The 16,226-nt window shown below is 46.4% G+C and carries 13 protein-coding genes; 4 read left to right on the plus strand and 9 right to left on the minus strand.

Annotated features, from left to right (window positions below; genetic code table 11):
- Positions 1-27: 27 nt before the first annotated feature.
- Complete coding sequence (gene gnd, locus SDE_RS03400) at positions 28-1,482, minus strand: decarboxylating NADP(+)-dependent phosphogluconate dehydrogenase (RefSeq protein WP_011467118.1); 1,455 nt, start codon at positions 1,480-1,482, stop codon at positions 28-30.
- 554 nt (positions 1,483-2,036) lie between these two features.
- On the opposite strand from gnd, the gene SDE_RS03405 reads away from it, so the two are divergent.
- Positions 2,037-3,773: a glycoside hydrolase family 9 protein gene (locus SDE_RS03405; RefSeq protein WP_011467119.1), complete on the plus strand. Its 1,737-nt coding sequence runs from the start codon at positions 2,037-2,039 to the stop codon at positions 3,771-3,773.
- Positions 3,774-3,815: 42 nt separating this feature from the next.
- Here the strand turns inward: SDE_RS03405 and SDE_RS03410 are convergent, their stop codons facing one another.
- Complete coding sequence (locus tag SDE_RS03410) at positions 3,816-4,697, minus strand: LysR family transcriptional regulator (protein ID WP_011467120.1); 882 nt, start codon at positions 4,695-4,697, stop codon at positions 3,816-3,818.
- A 91-nt stretch (positions 4,698-4,788) separates the two neighbouring features.
- Here SDE_RS03410 and metE point away from each other — a divergent pair, with 91 nt between their 5' ends.
- Positions 4,789-7,086 (plus strand): 5-methyltetrahydropteroyltriglutamate--homocysteine S-methyltransferase, encoded by a 2,298-nt coding sequence (metE, locus tag SDE_RS03415; RefSeq protein ID WP_011467121.1) that lies wholly within the window; start codon positions 4,789-4,791, stop codon positions 7,084-7,086.
- A gap of 229 nt (positions 7,087-7,315) precedes the next feature.
- On the opposite strand, the gene SDE_RS03420 is transcribed toward metE, so the two are convergent.
- Both SDE_RS03420 and SDE_RS03425 read right to left on the minus strand, forming a co-directional pair.
- Positions 7,316-7,636, minus strand: coding sequence for an MliC family protein (locus SDE_RS03420; protein ID WP_011467122.1), 321 nt, complete (start codon positions 7,634-7,636; stop codon positions 7,316-7,318).
- A 19-nt stretch (positions 7,637-7,655) separates the two neighbouring features.
- The gene (locus tag SDE_RS03425; RefSeq protein ID WP_011467123.1) at positions 7,656-8,531 is read right to left on the minus strand and encodes a pirin family protein; all 876 of its coding nucleotides are present in this window, start codon (positions 8,529-8,531) and stop codon (positions 7,656-7,658) included.
- Positions 8,532-8,986: 455 nt separating this feature from the next.
- Between SDE_RS03425 and SDE_RS03430 the strand changes: the two genes are divergently transcribed.
- Positions 8,987-9,784 (plus strand): SHOCT domain-containing protein, encoded by a 798-nt coding sequence (locus SDE_RS03430; RefSeq protein WP_011467124.1) that lies wholly within the window; start codon positions 8,987-8,989, stop codon positions 9,782-9,784.
- An 11-nt stretch (positions 9,785-9,795) separates the two neighbouring features.
- Here the strand turns inward: SDE_RS03430 and SDE_RS03435 are convergent, their stop codons facing one another.
- The 5 genes from SDE_RS03435 to SDE_RS03455 all read right to left on the minus strand — a co-directional run bounded on the left by SDE_RS03435 (position 9,796) and on the right by SDE_RS03455 (position 14,598).
- Complete coding sequence (locus tag SDE_RS03435; RefSeq protein ID WP_011467125.1) at positions 9,796-10,458, minus strand: hypothetical protein; 663 nt, start codon at positions 10,456-10,458, stop codon at positions 9,796-9,798.
- Positions 10,459-10,516: 58 nt separating this feature from the next.
- Complete coding sequence (locus SDE_RS03440; RefSeq protein ID WP_011467126.1) at positions 10,517-10,996, minus strand: hypothetical protein; 480 nt, start codon at positions 10,994-10,996, stop codon at positions 10,517-10,519.
- A 215-nt stretch (positions 10,997-11,211) separates the two neighbouring features.
- The gene (locus tag SDE_RS03445; RefSeq protein ID WP_011467127.1) at positions 11,212-13,005 is read right to left on the minus strand and encodes an alpha/beta hydrolase; all 1,794 of its coding nucleotides are present in this window, start codon (positions 13,003-13,005) and stop codon (positions 11,212-11,214) included.
- A 365-nt stretch (positions 13,006-13,370) separates the two neighbouring features.
- Complete coding sequence (locus tag SDE_RS03450) at positions 13,371-13,745, minus strand: hypothetical protein (protein WP_011467128.1); 375 nt, start codon at positions 13,743-13,745, stop codon at positions 13,371-13,373.
- A gap of 316 nt (positions 13,746-14,061) precedes the next feature.
- Positions 14,062-14,598 (minus strand): DUF2058 domain-containing protein, encoded by a 537-nt coding sequence (locus SDE_RS03455; protein WP_011467129.1) that lies wholly within the window; start codon positions 14,596-14,598, stop codon positions 14,062-14,064.
- Positions 14,599-14,822: 224 nt separating this feature from the next.
- Here SDE_RS03455 and dbpA point away from each other — a divergent pair, with 224 nt between their 5' ends.
- On the plus strand, positions 14,823-16,217 hold the full coding sequence (gene dbpA, locus SDE_RS03460; protein ID WP_011467130.1) for an ATP-dependent RNA helicase DbpA: 1,395 nt from the start codon (positions 14,823-14,825) through the stop codon (positions 16,215-16,217).
- Positions 16,218-16,226: the final 9 nt, after the last annotated feature.

Raw genomic sequence — 16,226 nt, forward strand, 5'->3', positions numbered from 1 at the left:
AGCTTTCCAAGTACTACTTAAAAACGATTAAACGTTATAGGTAGTAGAGGCGGTATCGCCGCCACGGCCAGTCCAGTTGGTGTGGAAGAACTCGCCGCGTTCACGGTCGGTGCGCTCGTAAGTGTGCGCGCCGAAGTAATCGCGCTGCGCTTGTAGCAAGTTTGCTGGCAAGCGTGCAGAGCGGTAGCCGTCGAAGTAGCTAAGTGCAGAGGTTAACGCAGGTGCTGGTACACCGTTTGTTACTGCCGCTGCTACCACACGTCGCCAACCGGCTTGAGCTGCTTCTAACTTCTCTTTGAAATAAGGGGCAACCATTAGGTTGGTAAGCTCTGGGTTTGCATCGTAAGCTGCTTTAATGTCGCCCAAGAATGCAGAGCGAATAATACAGCCGCCGCGCCACATTAAAGCAATGCCGCCGTAGTTTAAGTCCCAGTTGTATTCTTTTGCTGCTTCGCGCATTAATACATAGCCTTGCGCGTAAGAAACAATTTTTGCGCCGAGTAATGCTTGACGTAAATCTTCGATAAGTTGTTTTTTATCGCCATCAAAGCTTACTGCTGGGCCATTCAATACTTGTGAGGCTTCAACGCGCTCTGCTTTTTGTGCAGATAGGCAGCGAGCAAATACGGCTTCACCAATAAGCGTTAAAGGTACACCCAATTCTAACGCAGATACGCCAGTCCACTTACCGGTACCTTTTTGGCCTGCGGTATCTAGAATTTTATCTACTAAAGGCGCGCCGTCTTCGTCTTTATAGGCGAGGATGTCGCGGGTAATTTCTACTAAGTAGCTGTCTAATTCGGTATTGTTCCACTCGGCGAATACTTGGTGCATTTCGTCTGCAGATAAACCAAGTAACTCTTTCATTACTTGGTACGCTTCACAGATAAGCTGCATGTCGCCGTATTCGATACCGTTGTGTACCATTTTTACGAAGTGACCAGCGCCGTCTTGACCAACGTAATCACAGCAGGGTGAGCCGTCATCGACTTTAGCTGAAATGGCTTGGAAGATAGGCTTAACAGCTTGCCACGCGTGTTGGCTGCCACCAGGCATAATAGAGGGGCCTTTAAGTGCGCCTTCTTCGCCACCAGATACGCCGCTGCCTACAAAGTGAATACCTTTAGGCTCTAACGCTTTCGCGCGACGAATGGTGTCTGGGAAGTGGGTGTTGCCGCCATCAATAATGATGTCGCCGTCTTCTAAGTGTGGAACTAATTGCTCAATCATGTCGTCGACTGGCTGGCCAGCCTTAACCATAAGCATTACTTTACGTGGCTTCTCTAGGCTTGCAACCAAGTCTTTAACATCGCTAGCACCGCGAATGTTTTTACCTGCAGCGCGGCCAGACAAGAATTTCTCCACTTTCTCCGCCGAGCGGTTATATGCGGTTACGGTAAAGCCTTTGCTTTCCATGTTGAGTACGAGGTTTTCCCCCATTACGGCTAGGCCAACTAGGCCTATGTCTGATAATGCTTTCATGTCGTCTTCTGTATTTTAGGTGGTGTATGTATTCGTGCTCTGGCTATTCTGGGTAGTGTTTTATTCAGAGCCGACCAAATATGTCCTTGTAAATCCATGTATAGCTACTTGGTTGCAAGTTGCTTAGCGAACGCAGTGCGTAAACAAGCAAGGGCGGCCATTGTTGTAGTTGGGTGGTCAAGCCCAGCTTATGGCTCTTATCTGTAATTTAGTTATAAGTGTATAAGACACATATTGGGCGATATAGCGGCCCAAAATTGGTGCGTAAACATACCATTTTTCAATGTTATTTGGAATAACTGGTCTGGCCGATGTGTGGCGAATTTGGCTAATTTATGTGTGTTTTTATCGCCGATCGCCGCCGATAAGGCGATTCGCTGCTAGGCTAATCTTGGAAGAGGGGCACAACCTGTAGGCGGATGTTATAGGGTTAAGCGCTTTAAACATGTGAAAGCAGGGTAAAAAAGCCCGGAATTGTGCCGTGTATAGTCCACCGCTAGTTGCCATTTGTATGGCAATTCTTAAGCGGTTTTAGCCTGTTGTGTGGGAAAAATATGAACAAAGTTAAAGTTTTAGCGCTGTGTGCCAGTGTGGCTGTAATGATAGGTTGCAGTGATGCCGACACTAAATTAGCTAACTCGGCCAAGGCCGAGGTGGGCTTTACCAAAGTGAATCAGCTGGGTTATTTGCCCGCGGCCAAAAAGCTGGCGGTGGTACCCGCCGTTGCAGCTGCAAAATTCGACATAATCGATGTAACTAGCGGTAAAGTAGCGTTTACGGGGAGTTTAAGCGACGTAAAAAGCTGGAGCGCGATGGGGGACGAATCTTTCAAGTTGGCAGACTTTAGCGCCCTGCAAGCCGAAGGGAGTTACCGCTTAGTTGTTCAGGGTGTGAGTGATTCTTACACCTTCGATATTAGCCCAAGTGTATATAGCCAAGCGCACGATGGAGCCCTTAAAGCCTATTACTATAATCGAGCGAGCACAGAGTTAACAGAACAGTACGCCGGGGTGTATGCGCGACCTGCGGGGCACCCAGATACCGACGTACGCATATTCGATAACGCCGCCTCAGCCGCGCGCCCAGCAGATACAAGCTTTGCTGCACCAAAGGGTTGGTACGATGCTGGCGATTACGGCAAGTACATTGTTAACAGTGGTATTTCCACTTACACCCTAATGGCTGCGTACGAGCATTTCCCGTCGTTTTACAAGCAACGCGATATAGATATTCCCGAATCTGGCGATGCCGTACCGGATATTCTCGACGAGGTAATGTGGAACCTTGAATGGATGCAGGTCATGCAAGACCCGAACGACGGCGGTGTGTACCACAAGCTTACCACCCTGAATTTTTCTGGCGCAGTCATGCCGCACGAAGCGACTGCGCAGCGCTATTTTATTAAAAAATCTACCGCTGCAACGCTAGATTTTGCCGCGGTTATGGCCACTGCAAGCCGAGTATACGCACCGTTCGAAGGTGCTTTTCCTGGTAAATCAGCTGCTTATCGACAGGCGGCCATTGCTGCGTGGGAGTGGGCACAAGCAAACCCTAGTGAGACATATTCGCAGACACCGCTGAGCAAAGTTCAAACCGGCGCCTATGGTGATAAAAAGTTAAACGATGAATTTGCGTGGGCGGCCGCAGAGTTGTTTATATTGACCGGCGAGCAAAAATACTGGCAGGCGTTTAACAAGCAAAAAGTGCAGGCGGGTGAGTCTAGCTGGGCGAATGTTGCGGGGTTGGGGTTTATTTCCTTGGCCAATAATGCGCGCAGCCTGTTAAACGAAGCTCAATACAAAACCGTTACCGATTCAATTGTTCGCGCTGCAGATAGCTTGCTTGTTACTTACAAAGAGAATGCCTACCAAGTACCCATTGGCAACAAAGATTTTTTCTGGGGTGGCAATTCCGGCACGTTAAATCGCGCTTGGGTTTTGCTTGAGGCCAATAAAATTAAACCGCAGCAAGAATACATCGATGCTGCACTTGCCGCGGTGGATTATATTTATGGTCGCAACCCTACCAACTACTCTTTTGTCACTGGGTTTGGCGATAACCCTGCGGTGGGTATCCATCATCGTCCATCCTATGCCGATGGCATTAAAGCCCCTGTGCCTGGTTGGCTTGCGGGCGGTGCGCACAATGGCAAGCAAGATGGTTGTGAGTACCCTTCCGATGCACCGGCAAAATCCTATCTAGACGACTGGTGCAGTTACTCCACCAACGAAATTGCTATTAATTGGAATGCGCCGTTAGTTTACATACTGGCTGCGGTAAATAATTTGTAGCGTGCCTTTTGCGTAGCCTGCGCAGTGTTTTGCTGCGCGGGTTTAGCGTTTACTGGCTGTTGTTAAAAAGTCGTTTATATAGTCCAGCTTGCTGTCGTCTCGGCGGTAAACTAAGTACAGTGTTTTGTGTACGCCGCTCTGCCCTAAGCGCACGCCGCTTATGGGGTGGTGATGCTGGTACTTCTCTACGAGCCAATTAGGTAATGTGCACACACCGCGGTTAGATGAAACCAATTGCAGCATCACCTCGATAGTTTCAACGGCGTGCTGGCGCTTGGGCTCGATGGCGGCAGGTATTAAAAAGTGAGTGAAAACATCTAAGCGCGCGCGCTCAACGGGAAAGGTAATAAGTGTTTGCTGTTGTAAGTCGCCGGCGTTAATGGACGTTAATTTAGCCTGTGGCGTGTTGGCGGCTACTACTAGTAACAGCTCGTAGTCCAGCACTGGGCAATGGGCGAGTTCTGGCGCATCCATTGGGTCGCTGGTAATAAGTATGTCTATTTTGTGTTCGCGCAATGCCGCTAGGCCGTCGAACCTAAATTGTTGAATTACATCTAGGTCTACATCTGGCCAGCGCGTTAAAAATGGCGCAACCACGGTCATTAGCCATTCGTAGCAGGGGTGGCATTCCATGCCTAAGCGCAGCTGTCCCTTTCTGCCTTCGCCAAATGCGCGCAGCATCGTGTCTACTTGCTCTAGCTGCGGTAGTAAATTGTTGGCCGCGCGCAATAAGTATTCCCCCGCCTGAGTAAGGCGCAGCTTGCGACCTTGCTTTTGCCAAAGTGTTACCCCCAACCTATCTTCAAGCTTTTTTATGGAGTGGGAGAGTGCCGACTGGGTGAGATTTAGGGTGTCTGCTGCTGCTGCAAGGCTTCCCTCGCTATCTAGTGCGCGCATTACCAATAGGTGTTGGCGTTCAATCATGATTAAAATTCATTGTTTGTGTAATTAATATCAATTTTATTCACTATAAGTTAAAAGTACAGTGGCCGCCATCAACTTATTGGAGGCAATGATGACTACCGTACACAACCTTGGATTCCCCCGCATTGGTGCAAAGCGCGAGCTTAAGTTTGCCTGTGAAGCCTATTGGCGCGGCGAGATAGACCAAACGCAACTCGATAAAACTGCGCACACCTTGCGTGCAAACCATTGGCAAACACAGCTAGACGCCGGTGTAGAGTGGCTGCCTGTTGGCGATTTTTCTTATTACGACCATGTTCTAGACACCAGCTTTTTGGTGGGCAATATTCCTGTGCGGGCGCAAGCGGATGGGCAATCTAAGCTAGATACTTACTTTAAAGTGGCTCGAGGCACCGCCAAAGAAGCGGCGGGTGCCAGTTGTTGTGGCGGCAGTCACGCAGCCGAAATGACCAAGTGGTTTGATACTAACTACCACTATTTGGTGCCAGAGCTAAACGCAAATACGCACTTCAAGCTAAATGCCAGTAAATTACTCACTGAGCTTGAGCAGGCGCGCGCGCTTACTAGCAAAGTGAAGCCGGTTATTTTAGGGCCGCTAAGTTATTTATGGCTGGCAAAAATAACAGACGGCAGCACGCACAAGCTGGGCTTTTTAGATGATTTAATTACAGTGTATCGCGAGTTGTTGGGAACGCTGGCCAAAGAGGCTGTAGAGTGGGTTCAGTTTGACGAGCCTATTTTAGCGCTAGATTTGCCCGAACAGTGGCAGCACGCCTTTGAGCGTGTATATCACCAATTGCAGTTGCCCAACCTCTCTGTATTGCTGGCCACTTATTTTGGCCCGCTTGATACAAATTTGCGGTTGGCTGCGCGTTTACCCACAGCTGCTTTGCATTTAGATATCACCCGCGGCGGCGATGATTTACCGCGCGTGTTAGATATTTTATCGCCGCATAAAATTTTATCTGTAGGTGTCATAGATGGCCGCAATATTTGGAAAGCAGATTTAAATAAACTACTCGCGCAATTAAAGCCCGTTAAAGAGCGGCTGGGCAATGGCTTATGGTTGGCGCCAAGTTGTTCGCTGTTGCATACGCCGGTAGATTTAGATAGCGAAGAGGCGTTAGATGCAGATATTAAAAACTGGTTGGCGTTTGCCAAACAAAAACTGCAAGAACTAAATATTTTGCAGCGCGCATTGGATAACGGCGAGACCAGTGTGGCGGAAGCGCTAGTACACAACGCTGGCGCGATTGCCGCGCGTAAAGCATCTGCAAAAGTAAACAACGCCAAGGTGCAGTCGCTAGTCAATAATATTAGCCCAAGCTTAAGCGAGCGCGAGTCACCCTTTGCTACGCGAATTGAAAAGCAACAGGCGAAATACAATTTACCAACACTGCCAACTACAACCATTGGCTCTTTTCCGCAAACAAGTGAAATACGAAAAAACCGCAAAGCGTTTAAAAGTGGGGAAATAAGCCAACAGCAATACGATAGAACCCTGCGGGCAGAAATAGCGCACGCAATAGAGTTGCAAGAAAAAATAGGTATCGATGTATTGGTGCATGGCGAAGCCGAACGCAACGACATGGTGGAATATTTTGGTGAGCAACTAGACGGCTACGTGTTCACCCAGTTCGGTTGGGTGCAGTCCTACGGCAGTCGCTGCGTAAAACCGCCAATTATATTTGGTGATGTTTCTCGCCCAAGAAAAATAACCGTAGACTGGGCCGAGTATGCCCAATCGCTAACCTCTAAGCCCGTAAAAGGCATGCTTACTGGCCCAATTACCATGCTGCAATGGAGCTTTGTGCGCGATGATCAGCCGCGCAAAATAACGGCTCAGCAAATTGCCTTGGCCCTGCGCAGCGAAGTGAATGATTTGGAAGCCGCAGGCATAACGATTATTCAAGTGGATGAGCCCGCGCTGCGCGAAGGTTTACCTCTGCGCAAAAAGGATTGGCAAAACTATTTAGATTGGGCTGTTGAGGCGTTCAAAATATCTACCGCAGGTGTGGGCGATACAACGCAAATACACACCCATATGTGTTACGCCGAGTTTAACGATATTATTCAAGCTATTGCCGATTTAGATGCAGATGTAATCACCATAGAAACATCTCGCTCGAATATGGAGCTGTTAAGCGCATTTGAACAATTTAATTACCCTAACGACATAGGCCCAGGCGTGTACGATATTCACAGCCCCAACATACCGGCTACAGAGCAAGTTGTGGGGTTAATTAAAAAAGCGGCAGAAAATTTACCGTTGCAACGCTTGTGGATAAACCCCGATTGTGGTTTAAAAACCCGCAAGTGGGAAGATGTAATACCAGCGCTAGAGAATATGGTGAATGCTGCTAAACAGTTGCGCGCAGAAGTGGCTTAGCGGTAACTTTAGTTGGCACTAAAGTTACTGTGTATAGTGAAAGTATAAAACGGCAATAAATAATTAGCGGAAAAGCTTTAGTAGGAAATTAGATTTTTCGCACGTGCTAGTGTTAAGCGTGTGCGTGCGGAAATTTTATTTATAGAGCGAATTTGTAGAGCTTGATACAGGCTTTAGTGCATGGTTTGATTTTTTTTAGTACACGGTTTGATTGTAGATTAGCGCTAAATTATTGCGCGTTGCAATCAAGTGGTGCCATGCGACCTATTTCTAAAATGATATTGTCGCCCTTACCGCGTATGCTAATTTTGCCGTTGCTATAAAGAAAGCCCGAGCCGGTGGGTTGTTGCGCGAGTGTGTGCTGTTCGCTGTTGCGAGTAAGTATGGCGGCACTTGATGTAAAAAGTACGTCAATGCTTTCGCCGCGTTGGCAATGGTAAGTAACGGTGGTACTTTTCTCTTCTTCTTTGTTTTGCTCATCATTTACTTTGCTGCAAGCAGTAATAGTAAAAAGCGCTAATATTAAAGTAATAGGTAATATGGTTTTCATTTTTTCTCCAAAGCTATTGTTAGGGGAGTGGAATAAATTCAATTTCATCCCCTACTACCTTGTCGAACTGCTGTAGTTGCCATTGCTTTTTTGCTGCATCTATTCGCGCTTGGCTGCTAGACACAAAATTCCACTCAATAAATCGTTTACCTACAGGTGAGCCACCTAAAATCGCAATGCGTGATTCTTCTTCTGCAGTAATATGAACATTTGTCGTATTGCGTAGTACGGTAAGTGAATGTGCAGCGAGCGGAGTGTTATCTATACACAATTTACCGCTCGCGATATAAACCGCACGTTCGTCGGCAGTGGGCAGCGCCAGTGTTTGGCCCGCTTGCAGGTGGGCTTCTACATACAGGGTGGTGGCAAAGGTTTTAACGGGGGAGGTAACGCCATAGGCAGAGCCGATCATTACGCGCAATGGCACACCGTTTACGGTTAGTTTGGGTAAATCAGCAGATGGGTAATGGTAAAAGGCTGGGTCTGTTTCTTCGTGCTCCTCTGGCAATGCTAGCCAAAGCTGTAAGCCGTGCAGGCTATGTTGCACGCTATTTACTTCTGGCCGCTCTCGCTCAGAGTGGGTAATACCTTTACCTGCAACCATAAGGTTAAGGTCACCGGGGCGAATGGCTCGTTTATTGCCAAGCGAATCGCGGTGAAGAATTTCTCCGTCAAATAAATAGGTCACGGTCGCTAGGTTAATATGCGGGTGAGGGCGTACATTCACGCCACTGCCAGCGGGAAAAACAGCTGGGCCCATATGATCGAAAAAGATCCAAGGCCCCACAGCTTGGCGCTTGGCCGAGGGCAAGGTTCGTCGCACAGTGAATTCGCCTAAGTCTTTTTCTTTAGGGGTAATAATAAGTTCGATCGCGTCGCTTAAATTCGGATTCATTGCTTGCCCTGTCATTGTGCTTTGTAGGTGGTGTGTTGTTGGTTTGTCGGTCGAAAGTACACTGGCTTAAGTTTGTATGGGAGCATTTACAAGTTTTACGACCCTAAATGCACCATAAAGATCCGCAATTCACACTTTATACAAGGTTTGCCACTTTTTACAGTTTGGTTTAACTGCAATTTTCTGTATTTTTTTGCCATTACCCGCAGGCAGAGCAATAAACAGTAAGTGGGGTATTTCGTAATCCCGAATAATAATTAAAAACTGTCACATCTATTTAGCATTAATGAGCGTATACTGAGCTTACATCTCTTCTTCGTTTCGCCTTTTCACGCGTTCACACTCTTCTTTAAGTACGAATTACTGTTTGTCACGCTTAACCACATCGCTGCGGTTTGCCATATGCAATGTGCATTGCAGCGCTATATAAATGATATGAATTTAGGACCGTTACCATGCAAAAACTCACAGATGTTGGTCAGACCCTTGTTAATAATATTAGCTCTCGCTATGGGCTAAGTAATGATGCCGTTATTCATATGTTGGTTGCGGTAAATAATGGCGGCGGTTCGATGGCGCAATTTTGCTGCCCTGAGCTGGGCGGTTCGGGCCAGTGGATGCGCGGCGGAATGACAATGGTTGGCGATATGTTTAACCACGGTTTAAAGGCTACAGTCGATAACCTGTGTAACGAGCTTGCTAATGTATTGGCCAATAATCAGGTTTTTCCGGTGGTGCCAGCGGGCACCCCTGGCAGCAATCAGTGGTGGCCAGCGCATTTAGGCAGCCCTTTTAGCAGTGGTGGGCAAAATAATATTCGCTATGCGGTGTTTCCTAATCGCTTGGCGGTAGAGCTATATGGGCAGGTATCTGTTTACGATACGCTTAATCATAATATTGGCGGGGTGAGCCAGCAGCAAGGCGGGGATACTTCGCTAACGTTTAGTAGCCAGTTCGGTACTATTTCAGTGTCTAGCCTACCATTGCTGTCGGGGCCGGGAATTGCGCCTGCACCGCAAACCAATTTTGCTCAAGCTAGCTCAAGTAATAGCAATAGCTATACGGCTAACAATGTAAACACCGATGTAAGCGTAGATATGGCTGGTGGGCAAATAGATGCGAGTAATCAGCCCGCAATGGATGTAAATACAGCGTTAGATTACATAGGTAAGCTAGCGCAATTGCGCGATAGTGGTGCGCTTACCGATGAGGAATTTAATGCGAAAAAAACCGAGCTTTTGCAGCGAGTTTAAAAACTGGTTTGTTATTGGGTTAGCATTAATTTGTATAACTGCGTGCAGTTTTGAATAAACTGTTGCAGTTCATGTGGCTCTACTCGTGATCTTTGTTTGTAAATGAGGAGCGTATCGCCTTGCCCTTCTACACTAAGTTTTGCGTGTTTTTCAAAATACTGAATAACATTGCGGTTAAATAGCTGGCGTATTTGCGCTTCGTTAGACCCGCGCAGCAAATATGATTTGGAAAAGCTGGGGTGGTTGTCGAAGTCGATATCGCTGTAGCCAAATACCTGACCTATTTTATGAAAAAAGTTTTCTGGGTTTAACTCAAAATTAGGTAAATTCAACTGCTTGTTTGTAACCGCAAATACGGTTTGCATATGAGTGGTTGAGTTTTTACCACTGCCCGTTACATAACGGTAGCCGAATACACATACTTCTTCATTGATATCTTTTCGCCACAATTCGTTTAAAAAGGATTGTGAGCGGCCGCGGTCGAACAAGGCGAAATTATTGAATCGTTGCGTGGTTTCTACCCTTGGCGGGTGTGAAAACTGCATGCCTAGGCTGCGCGCTTTTTCGGTAAGTGCCTGCGTGCGTAGCTTAGCTTTATGTCGCCCAACGAAAAAAGTTATTACGGCTATAGCAATAAATAGTAATAAAAACTGGTAGTTGCTTTGTTCTTGCATGGCTAATCCATTGTTAAGTTGGGTTGTAATGCTATTTTTTAGAGTGAGTTCGGTAGAACTATTTCAGTTTGCCTAGACGTACTTTGTACAGTACAGCCTCTTCTTCGAAAGAGAGCATTCGGCGCGAAACGGCCAAGCATATAAGAAAGCTAAAGAAAGGCATAAAAAATGAATAGACGGTAATCTGCTGTAGGGTAAATGCTAAGGCAACTATAGCAGCAACGATTAGCGATGGAATAATACGCATAACCATGGAGAATGGGCGAGCTAGAAATTTAATTGTAAAACCAGCAACTACGCTAGGAATAAGAAAGGCAAACATTGGTATACGTGGAAACCCAGAAGCCCATATCGCCCAAAATATAAATGGCGGTATGACCAAAGCAAAAAACACACATAGCAGAAAGCTCTGTTGTCTTTTTAGTCTAGCAAGTATTTGATATTCGCAGGCGTACTCAGGCTCGAGGTCGCTGGTTGGCGTAGCGTAAACTGCAGGAGAGATGGGGGTGTGATCGTTATTGTTAGATGGCGTTGTCATTATTTAATGTCCTAATCCTTTACCTGTGAGCGCTTTATAAATGCCCCATCGTACGACTAAATGGATTAATTTTAGTGGCGGCTCACAGTTCGAAGCATCTTCCGTGGGCTATTGTATAAAAAGTACATTTTACCAGTGGTAGGTTTGCCTGGCCAGATAGGCTGTCGAGCGGTTGACTAGGGTGCGATACGCACCCTGAAAGGAAAGTGATTTGATTACTGCTTGATATTGCGGAGCAATCTATTTAGGCGTTTACGAGCGTGCAGCTTGTGGTGATTTGAATGGACGCTATTAACCCAGTGTTTGCGTTGGCGTTCTATATTCGCAGGTGCTTTTATATCAGCCGTAGCTATATCTAAACTTAAATTAAATGGCGCTATCGATGGTTCGCACACTGTTCCGTGCTCTGGCAATTTGCCATTTATAAGAAACTCCGAACTCGCTTCATCTGCGCATTGCGAAGATAGAAACGACACATGTCCCCAGCCTTCTACGGGTAGCAAGTGAGAATTTGGCATTAATCGATTAAGTGCAATTGCGCCTTCTAAGGCGGTTGCAGGGTCGAAGTATGTGTTAATAATTAAAATGGGGTTCTTGGTCCAGTGCCTAAATGGCCCAGCATAACGCGAGCGCGAAGGCTTAATATGCGCACAGGGAGCGGAACTCCAATTCCAATAGGCTCCGGCTAAACCGTGTTTTTGTTCTGCTCTGTAGCTTGAGTCTATCCAGCTATATGGGCTGTAGGGGTTATTACTATCAGAGCACATCACATTCGGAAACCATTCAATACTCGTTAATATCGTCTCATCTTCTGAGTAATCCTGGAATTCTTCGAGGTCTGAGTCTTCGCCGTAGAGTTCTACTTTGTAATAATTGTAAGCAGTATTTACATTGGATAGCTGTGTTTCGGAATTCAATGGCGTAGGTTGGCTTTCAAGAAAATTATAAAGCGCTACAAGTTGACCAATTAAATTAGCGAAGCTTTCCCATGCTGTCGGCGAGTACATGGCGCTGATTGTTTCTTGCACGAGAATTTGTTCTGTTAATATAAATGTGTTGCCGTATATATCGGTAACGGGAACACTGTAGTCTTCTGTTAAAATAATTGCCGTCGCCATCGCTTGCTCAGGTGCTTCGCTTATTGCGCAATTGTCGTTCGCTAAGCTGCAAAGGCGATAGAACTCGTTCAGACTGTCGGCAGAGCTTTTATCGCTGCGGATACGCGATGTAACTGGCTCAAACCAACTCTGAAAGCCGCGGCCTGTGGCCCACGCGACAGGATCGATTACGCCATCAACAATAATACGTCCTACATTGCGAGGGTACATATTGGCGTAGGTTGCGCCTACATACGAACCGTACGACATGCCGTAAAAGTTAAGTTCATCGTCACCGAATGCGCGGCGTAGCCAATCTAAATCACGCGCCACATCCGCCGTTGTCATGTTTTTATATAGTTCTCCGCCTCGGGCTTCACAGGCGTTAGCAATAACGTCAGAGAGATCAATTTTATCAAGCTCTTCAATTGCAGTTCTTGGGTAGCTTGGTGTACTTAAGTAAGGCATAAACTCTTCGTATTGAGTGAAGCATTTCAATGGGGTGCTTTCACCTATGCCACGTGGGTCAAATCCTACGAGGTCGTATTGATCTCTAACTTCTTGGGTGAGCATTTGACTGCCAAGATAAATAGTATTTTGTATTGCCGGTCCACCAGGGCCACCGTAGTTAAAAAATAGTGTGCCTTTTTGGGCTTCAGGGTTTTGCGCTGGAATACGTACAAATTTTAAAGATATTTGGTTGTCCGAGGAAGGTTCACCTCCGTAATATCGTCTGTAGTTGAGTGGTGCAAGCACTTCACCGCATTGATAGTCACCTAAAAAAGAGAGTTCTGGGTAGCAATCACTCCATGCTATTTGAGGTTGATAGGAATCAAAGCCTCGATGTGCGTGTGCAGTGGGTAAAGTACAAATAAGGAGAGTAAACGTTGAGAGTAAAAATAAGTTTTTCATGAATAAAAATATCCTTTTTTATTGTGAAAAGTAATGTGCGAAAGCCGGTGTGTCCAAGGTTGGCGCGAAGCACTTTATTTTGACGATAGATTAATAAGTTATTGGGAATGATAATCCAGTATGTACTTTAACGTTACCTGTGTTTTAGTTGCAATGTGATTACAAAAGAATATGTTTAACGGTTTGATTTACGTGCTACTGGTTGAACGTTTGGTTGAGTGGCGGGAAAGAGCTGCTGCAGTGAAAGAGCGAAGCTGAGTGGCGCCGCAAGCGCTGTGTTAGATGCGGCGAAATAATTTTTAAGCGGTGGTGGTTGTTCAGTTTGATTGCGACGAATATGTTCTCGTCCCTATATTCCTGAGATGCTAGTATTTATTTTTTACTTCTTCTTCCTTCGGTTTTGTGGTGAATTTTACCCAGCGGCCACCACTATTTTTCCATGCTTCACCAGTGAGCTTGTCTACGCGTATTAAGCGCCAGTACATGCCAGTGCTCACCATTGTGTAGTCGTAAGTAGAGCGGGAGATTGGCTCAGGCTCTTCTATTTTTTGCCATTGTGTTGTGCTGCTCCACCATGTTTCGCCCGAGTGGATATTGTATTTTATGTGGCGCGTTTCGCCGTTTTCTAGCACAACCATTTTAACTTCGAAAGGCGCGCCCACGTCGGCATAAAGGTTGGTAGTGAGTAGCATGCACAGTAGGGCGGTAAGTTTAGTTACGTGTGTGGCAGGTAGTTTCATATTGATCTCGTTGCATTAGACGGAAGCGATCTATCAATAATAGCTGAGTAAATAATCAATGCTGGCTATAGAGATATAAAAAGCAGCTCACGCTGGGCTGGGGCGGAAGATGCGAAAATATTTTCAATTATTTAAATAGTTAATAGTGGTAGGCCTATGAATATTGAAGAAATAATATTTAAAGTAGGACTGCGCGCCAAATAAAATAGCTGAAATGAAGAGGGAGTGCTGCGAAGCCTAAGCAGCAGAAAATTTTTCGCATACTATTGTGCTTCGCTTAACTCATAAGCCTATTAAAGCGCCTGTTGGTTTTTTATTACCACATCAAGTCATCTGGGATGGCGTAATCTGCGTACGGATCGTCCTCAGCTTCCACTTCTGCGGTTTTCACTACCTGCGCAACAACGAAACTTGCATCGCGCATTGCAATTTTTTCGGCCACCACTGCTGGTACCACCTCGTACCCGTTGTCTAATTTGGCTATTGCCAGTTGCCCGCGGCTTAGTTGATCTACGAGTTTTTGCGAAACATGCACTTTTTTGATGGTTGTACCATCTTTGAAGTTATAGGCAATATCGCCATCTTTTGGCAGCTTATTCAGGCTAATTAATTGCTTGATTTGCGCCTGAATGGCTTTTTGCTGCGCTAGAGCATCGCGCTCTGCATTCAGCTGACGATCGCGCTCTGCTTTTTCTGCTAAAGCGCGCTTGGCGGCTTCCTTGGTCTCGTCTATATGTGGTTGGGCGGATTTACGCTGCCCTTTGGCCTGTTTCGCCTTCTCTTTTTTGGTCTGTTTAGCTTTTTTGGCATCTATTAGGCCGGCTTTAAGTAGCTGATCTTGCAGGCTGCTCATAGTGGAATCTCATGTTTCTAGCGAGGTAAGTGTAAGTGCAAAATGTAGCAGAAAAGGGCTGTTGTTAATAGTTTTAGGCTGGCTTTGCGCTGCGAATAAAACATACTGGGCGCGTTTTTATTAGTATATTGGCTATTTAAACCAGTTTCCCCTGTATACTCGCGCCGCCACTGTTTATCATAGCGGCTGCGCCGTTGGTGGCGCCTTTTTATAGGAATACTGTTTTGTCTGATTCATCCAATACCGCCTTTTCTTCTATTGGCCTGCAGCCAGGTTTAATGCAAAACCTAGAATCGCTTGGCTATAACACCATGACGCCCATTCAAGCCCAAAGTTTACCGAATATTATTGCCGGTAAAGATGTGATAGGGCAGGGTAAAACTGGGTCGGGCAAAACGGCGGCATTTGGGTTAGGGCTGCTGAATAGTTTGGATGTAAAGCGCTTCTACGTGCAGAGCCTTGTGCTGTGCCCAACCCGAGAGCTAGCCGATCAGGTAGCGAAAGAAATCCGACGGCTTGCTCGCGCCATTCACAATATCAAAGTGCTCACTTTGTGCGGAGGTATGCCCTTTGGCCCGCAAATAGGTTCGCTGGAGCACGGTGCCCATATAGTAGTGGGTACCCCTGGCCGTGTAGAAGAGCATGTACGTAAAAATAATTTAGACCTAAGCAAGCTTTCTGTATTGGTGCTGGATGAAGCAGACCGCATGCTAGAAATGGGGTTTCAGGCAGCGCTAGATGCCATTATAGAAACCATGCCTAAGCAGCGCCAAACACTGCTTTTTAGCGCAACGTTTCCTGAAGAGATACAAGCCATAGCCAGTCGCATAATGACGGCACCAGTAATGACGCAAGTTGAATCTACGCACGATACCAGCACGATTAAGCAGCGCTTTTACAAAGTTGATAACGACGATCAACGTCTATTGGCGGTGCGCTTACTTCTACTGCAACACAAACCTGAATCTGCCGTAGTGTTTTGCAACACCAAGCGCGAAACACAAATGGTGGCCGATGATTTAGCTGGTCATGGTTTTACTGCGTTGGCATTACATGGTGATTTGGAGCAGCGCGATAGAGATTTAACCCTAGTGCGGTTTGCCAATGGCAGTGCCACCGTGTTGGTAGCCACCGATGTAGCGGCACGCGGGTTAGATATTGAATCGTTAGATGCTGTTATTAATTATCACATAGCGCGCGATATGGAAGTGCACGTACACCGTATTGGTCGCACCGGCCGTGCGGGCGCAAAAGGTATTGCGTGCTCTATTTATAGCGAAAAAGAACATTTTAAATTAGCGCGGTTAGAAGAAACCATGGGGCAGCAAGTGGTTAACGATAAGTTACCGCCAACAAGCGTGCTGGATTACCCTGCACCCAAACCCAAAATGGCCACGCTGCAAATTGATGGTGGTAAAAAGCAAAAAGTACGGCCTGGGGATATTGTCGGCGGGCTTACCGGTGAGAACGGTATTGCAGGTACAGAAATAGGTAAGATTAGTGTTTTTGATAATTCGTCTTACGTGGCGGTTGCTTTGCCAGTAATGAAAACTGCTTTAAATAAAATTCGCGATGGAAAATTAAAAGGCCGCAATTTTCGAGTGCGCGCCATTACTTAAAAGGAGCTT

It is taken from the genome of Saccharophagus degradans 2-40, assembly GCF_000013665.1.
Lineage (GTDB): Bacteria > Pseudomonadota > Gammaproteobacteria > Pseudomonadales > Cellvibrionaceae > Saccharophagus > Saccharophagus degradans.

Bases quoted from the DNA above. Each gene is read 5' to 3' on its own strand.
- gnd (WP_011467118.1), bottom strand. From the start codon at position 1,482: ATGAAAGCATTATCAGACATAGGCCTAGTTGGCCTAGCCGTAATGGGG.
- SDE_RS03405 (WP_011467119.1), top strand. From the start codon at position 2,037: ATGAACAAAGTTAAAGTTTTAGCGCTGTGTGCCAGTGTGGCTGTAATG.
- SDE_RS03410 (WP_011467120.1), bottom strand. From the start codon at position 4,697: ATGATTGAACGCCAACACCTATTGGTAATGCGCGCACTAGATAGCGAG.
- metE (WP_011467121.1), top strand. From the start codon at position 4,789: ATGACTACCGTACACAACCTTGGATTCCCCCGCATTGGTGCAAAGCGC.
- SDE_RS03420 (WP_011467122.1), bottom strand. From the start codon at position 7,636: ATGAAAACCATATTACCTATTACTTTAATATTAGCGCTTTTTACTATT.
- SDE_RS03425 (WP_011467123.1), bottom strand. From the start codon at position 8,531: ATGAATCCGAATTTAAGCGACGCGATCGAACTTATTATTACCCCTAAA.
- SDE_RS03430 (WP_011467124.1), top strand. From the start codon at position 8,987: ATGCAAAAACTCACAGATGTTGGTCAGACCCTTGTTAATAATATTAGC.
- SDE_RS03435 (WP_011467125.1), bottom strand. From the start codon at position 10,458: ATGCAAGAACAAAGCAACTACCAGTTTTTATTACTATTTATTGCTATA.
- SDE_RS03440 (WP_011467126.1), bottom strand. From the start codon at position 10,996: ATGACAACGCCATCTAACAATAACGATCACACCCCCATCTCTCCTGCA.
- SDE_RS03445 (WP_011467127.1), bottom strand. From the start codon at position 13,005: ATGAAAAACTTATTTTTACTCTCAACGTTTACTCTCCTTATTTGTACT.
- SDE_RS03450 (WP_011467128.1), bottom strand. From the start codon at position 13,745: ATGAAACTACCTGCCACACACGTAACTAAACTTACCGCCCTACTGTGC.
- SDE_RS03455 (WP_011467129.1), bottom strand. From the start codon at position 14,598: ATGAGCAGCCTGCAAGATCAGCTACTTAAAGCCGGCCTAATAGATGCC.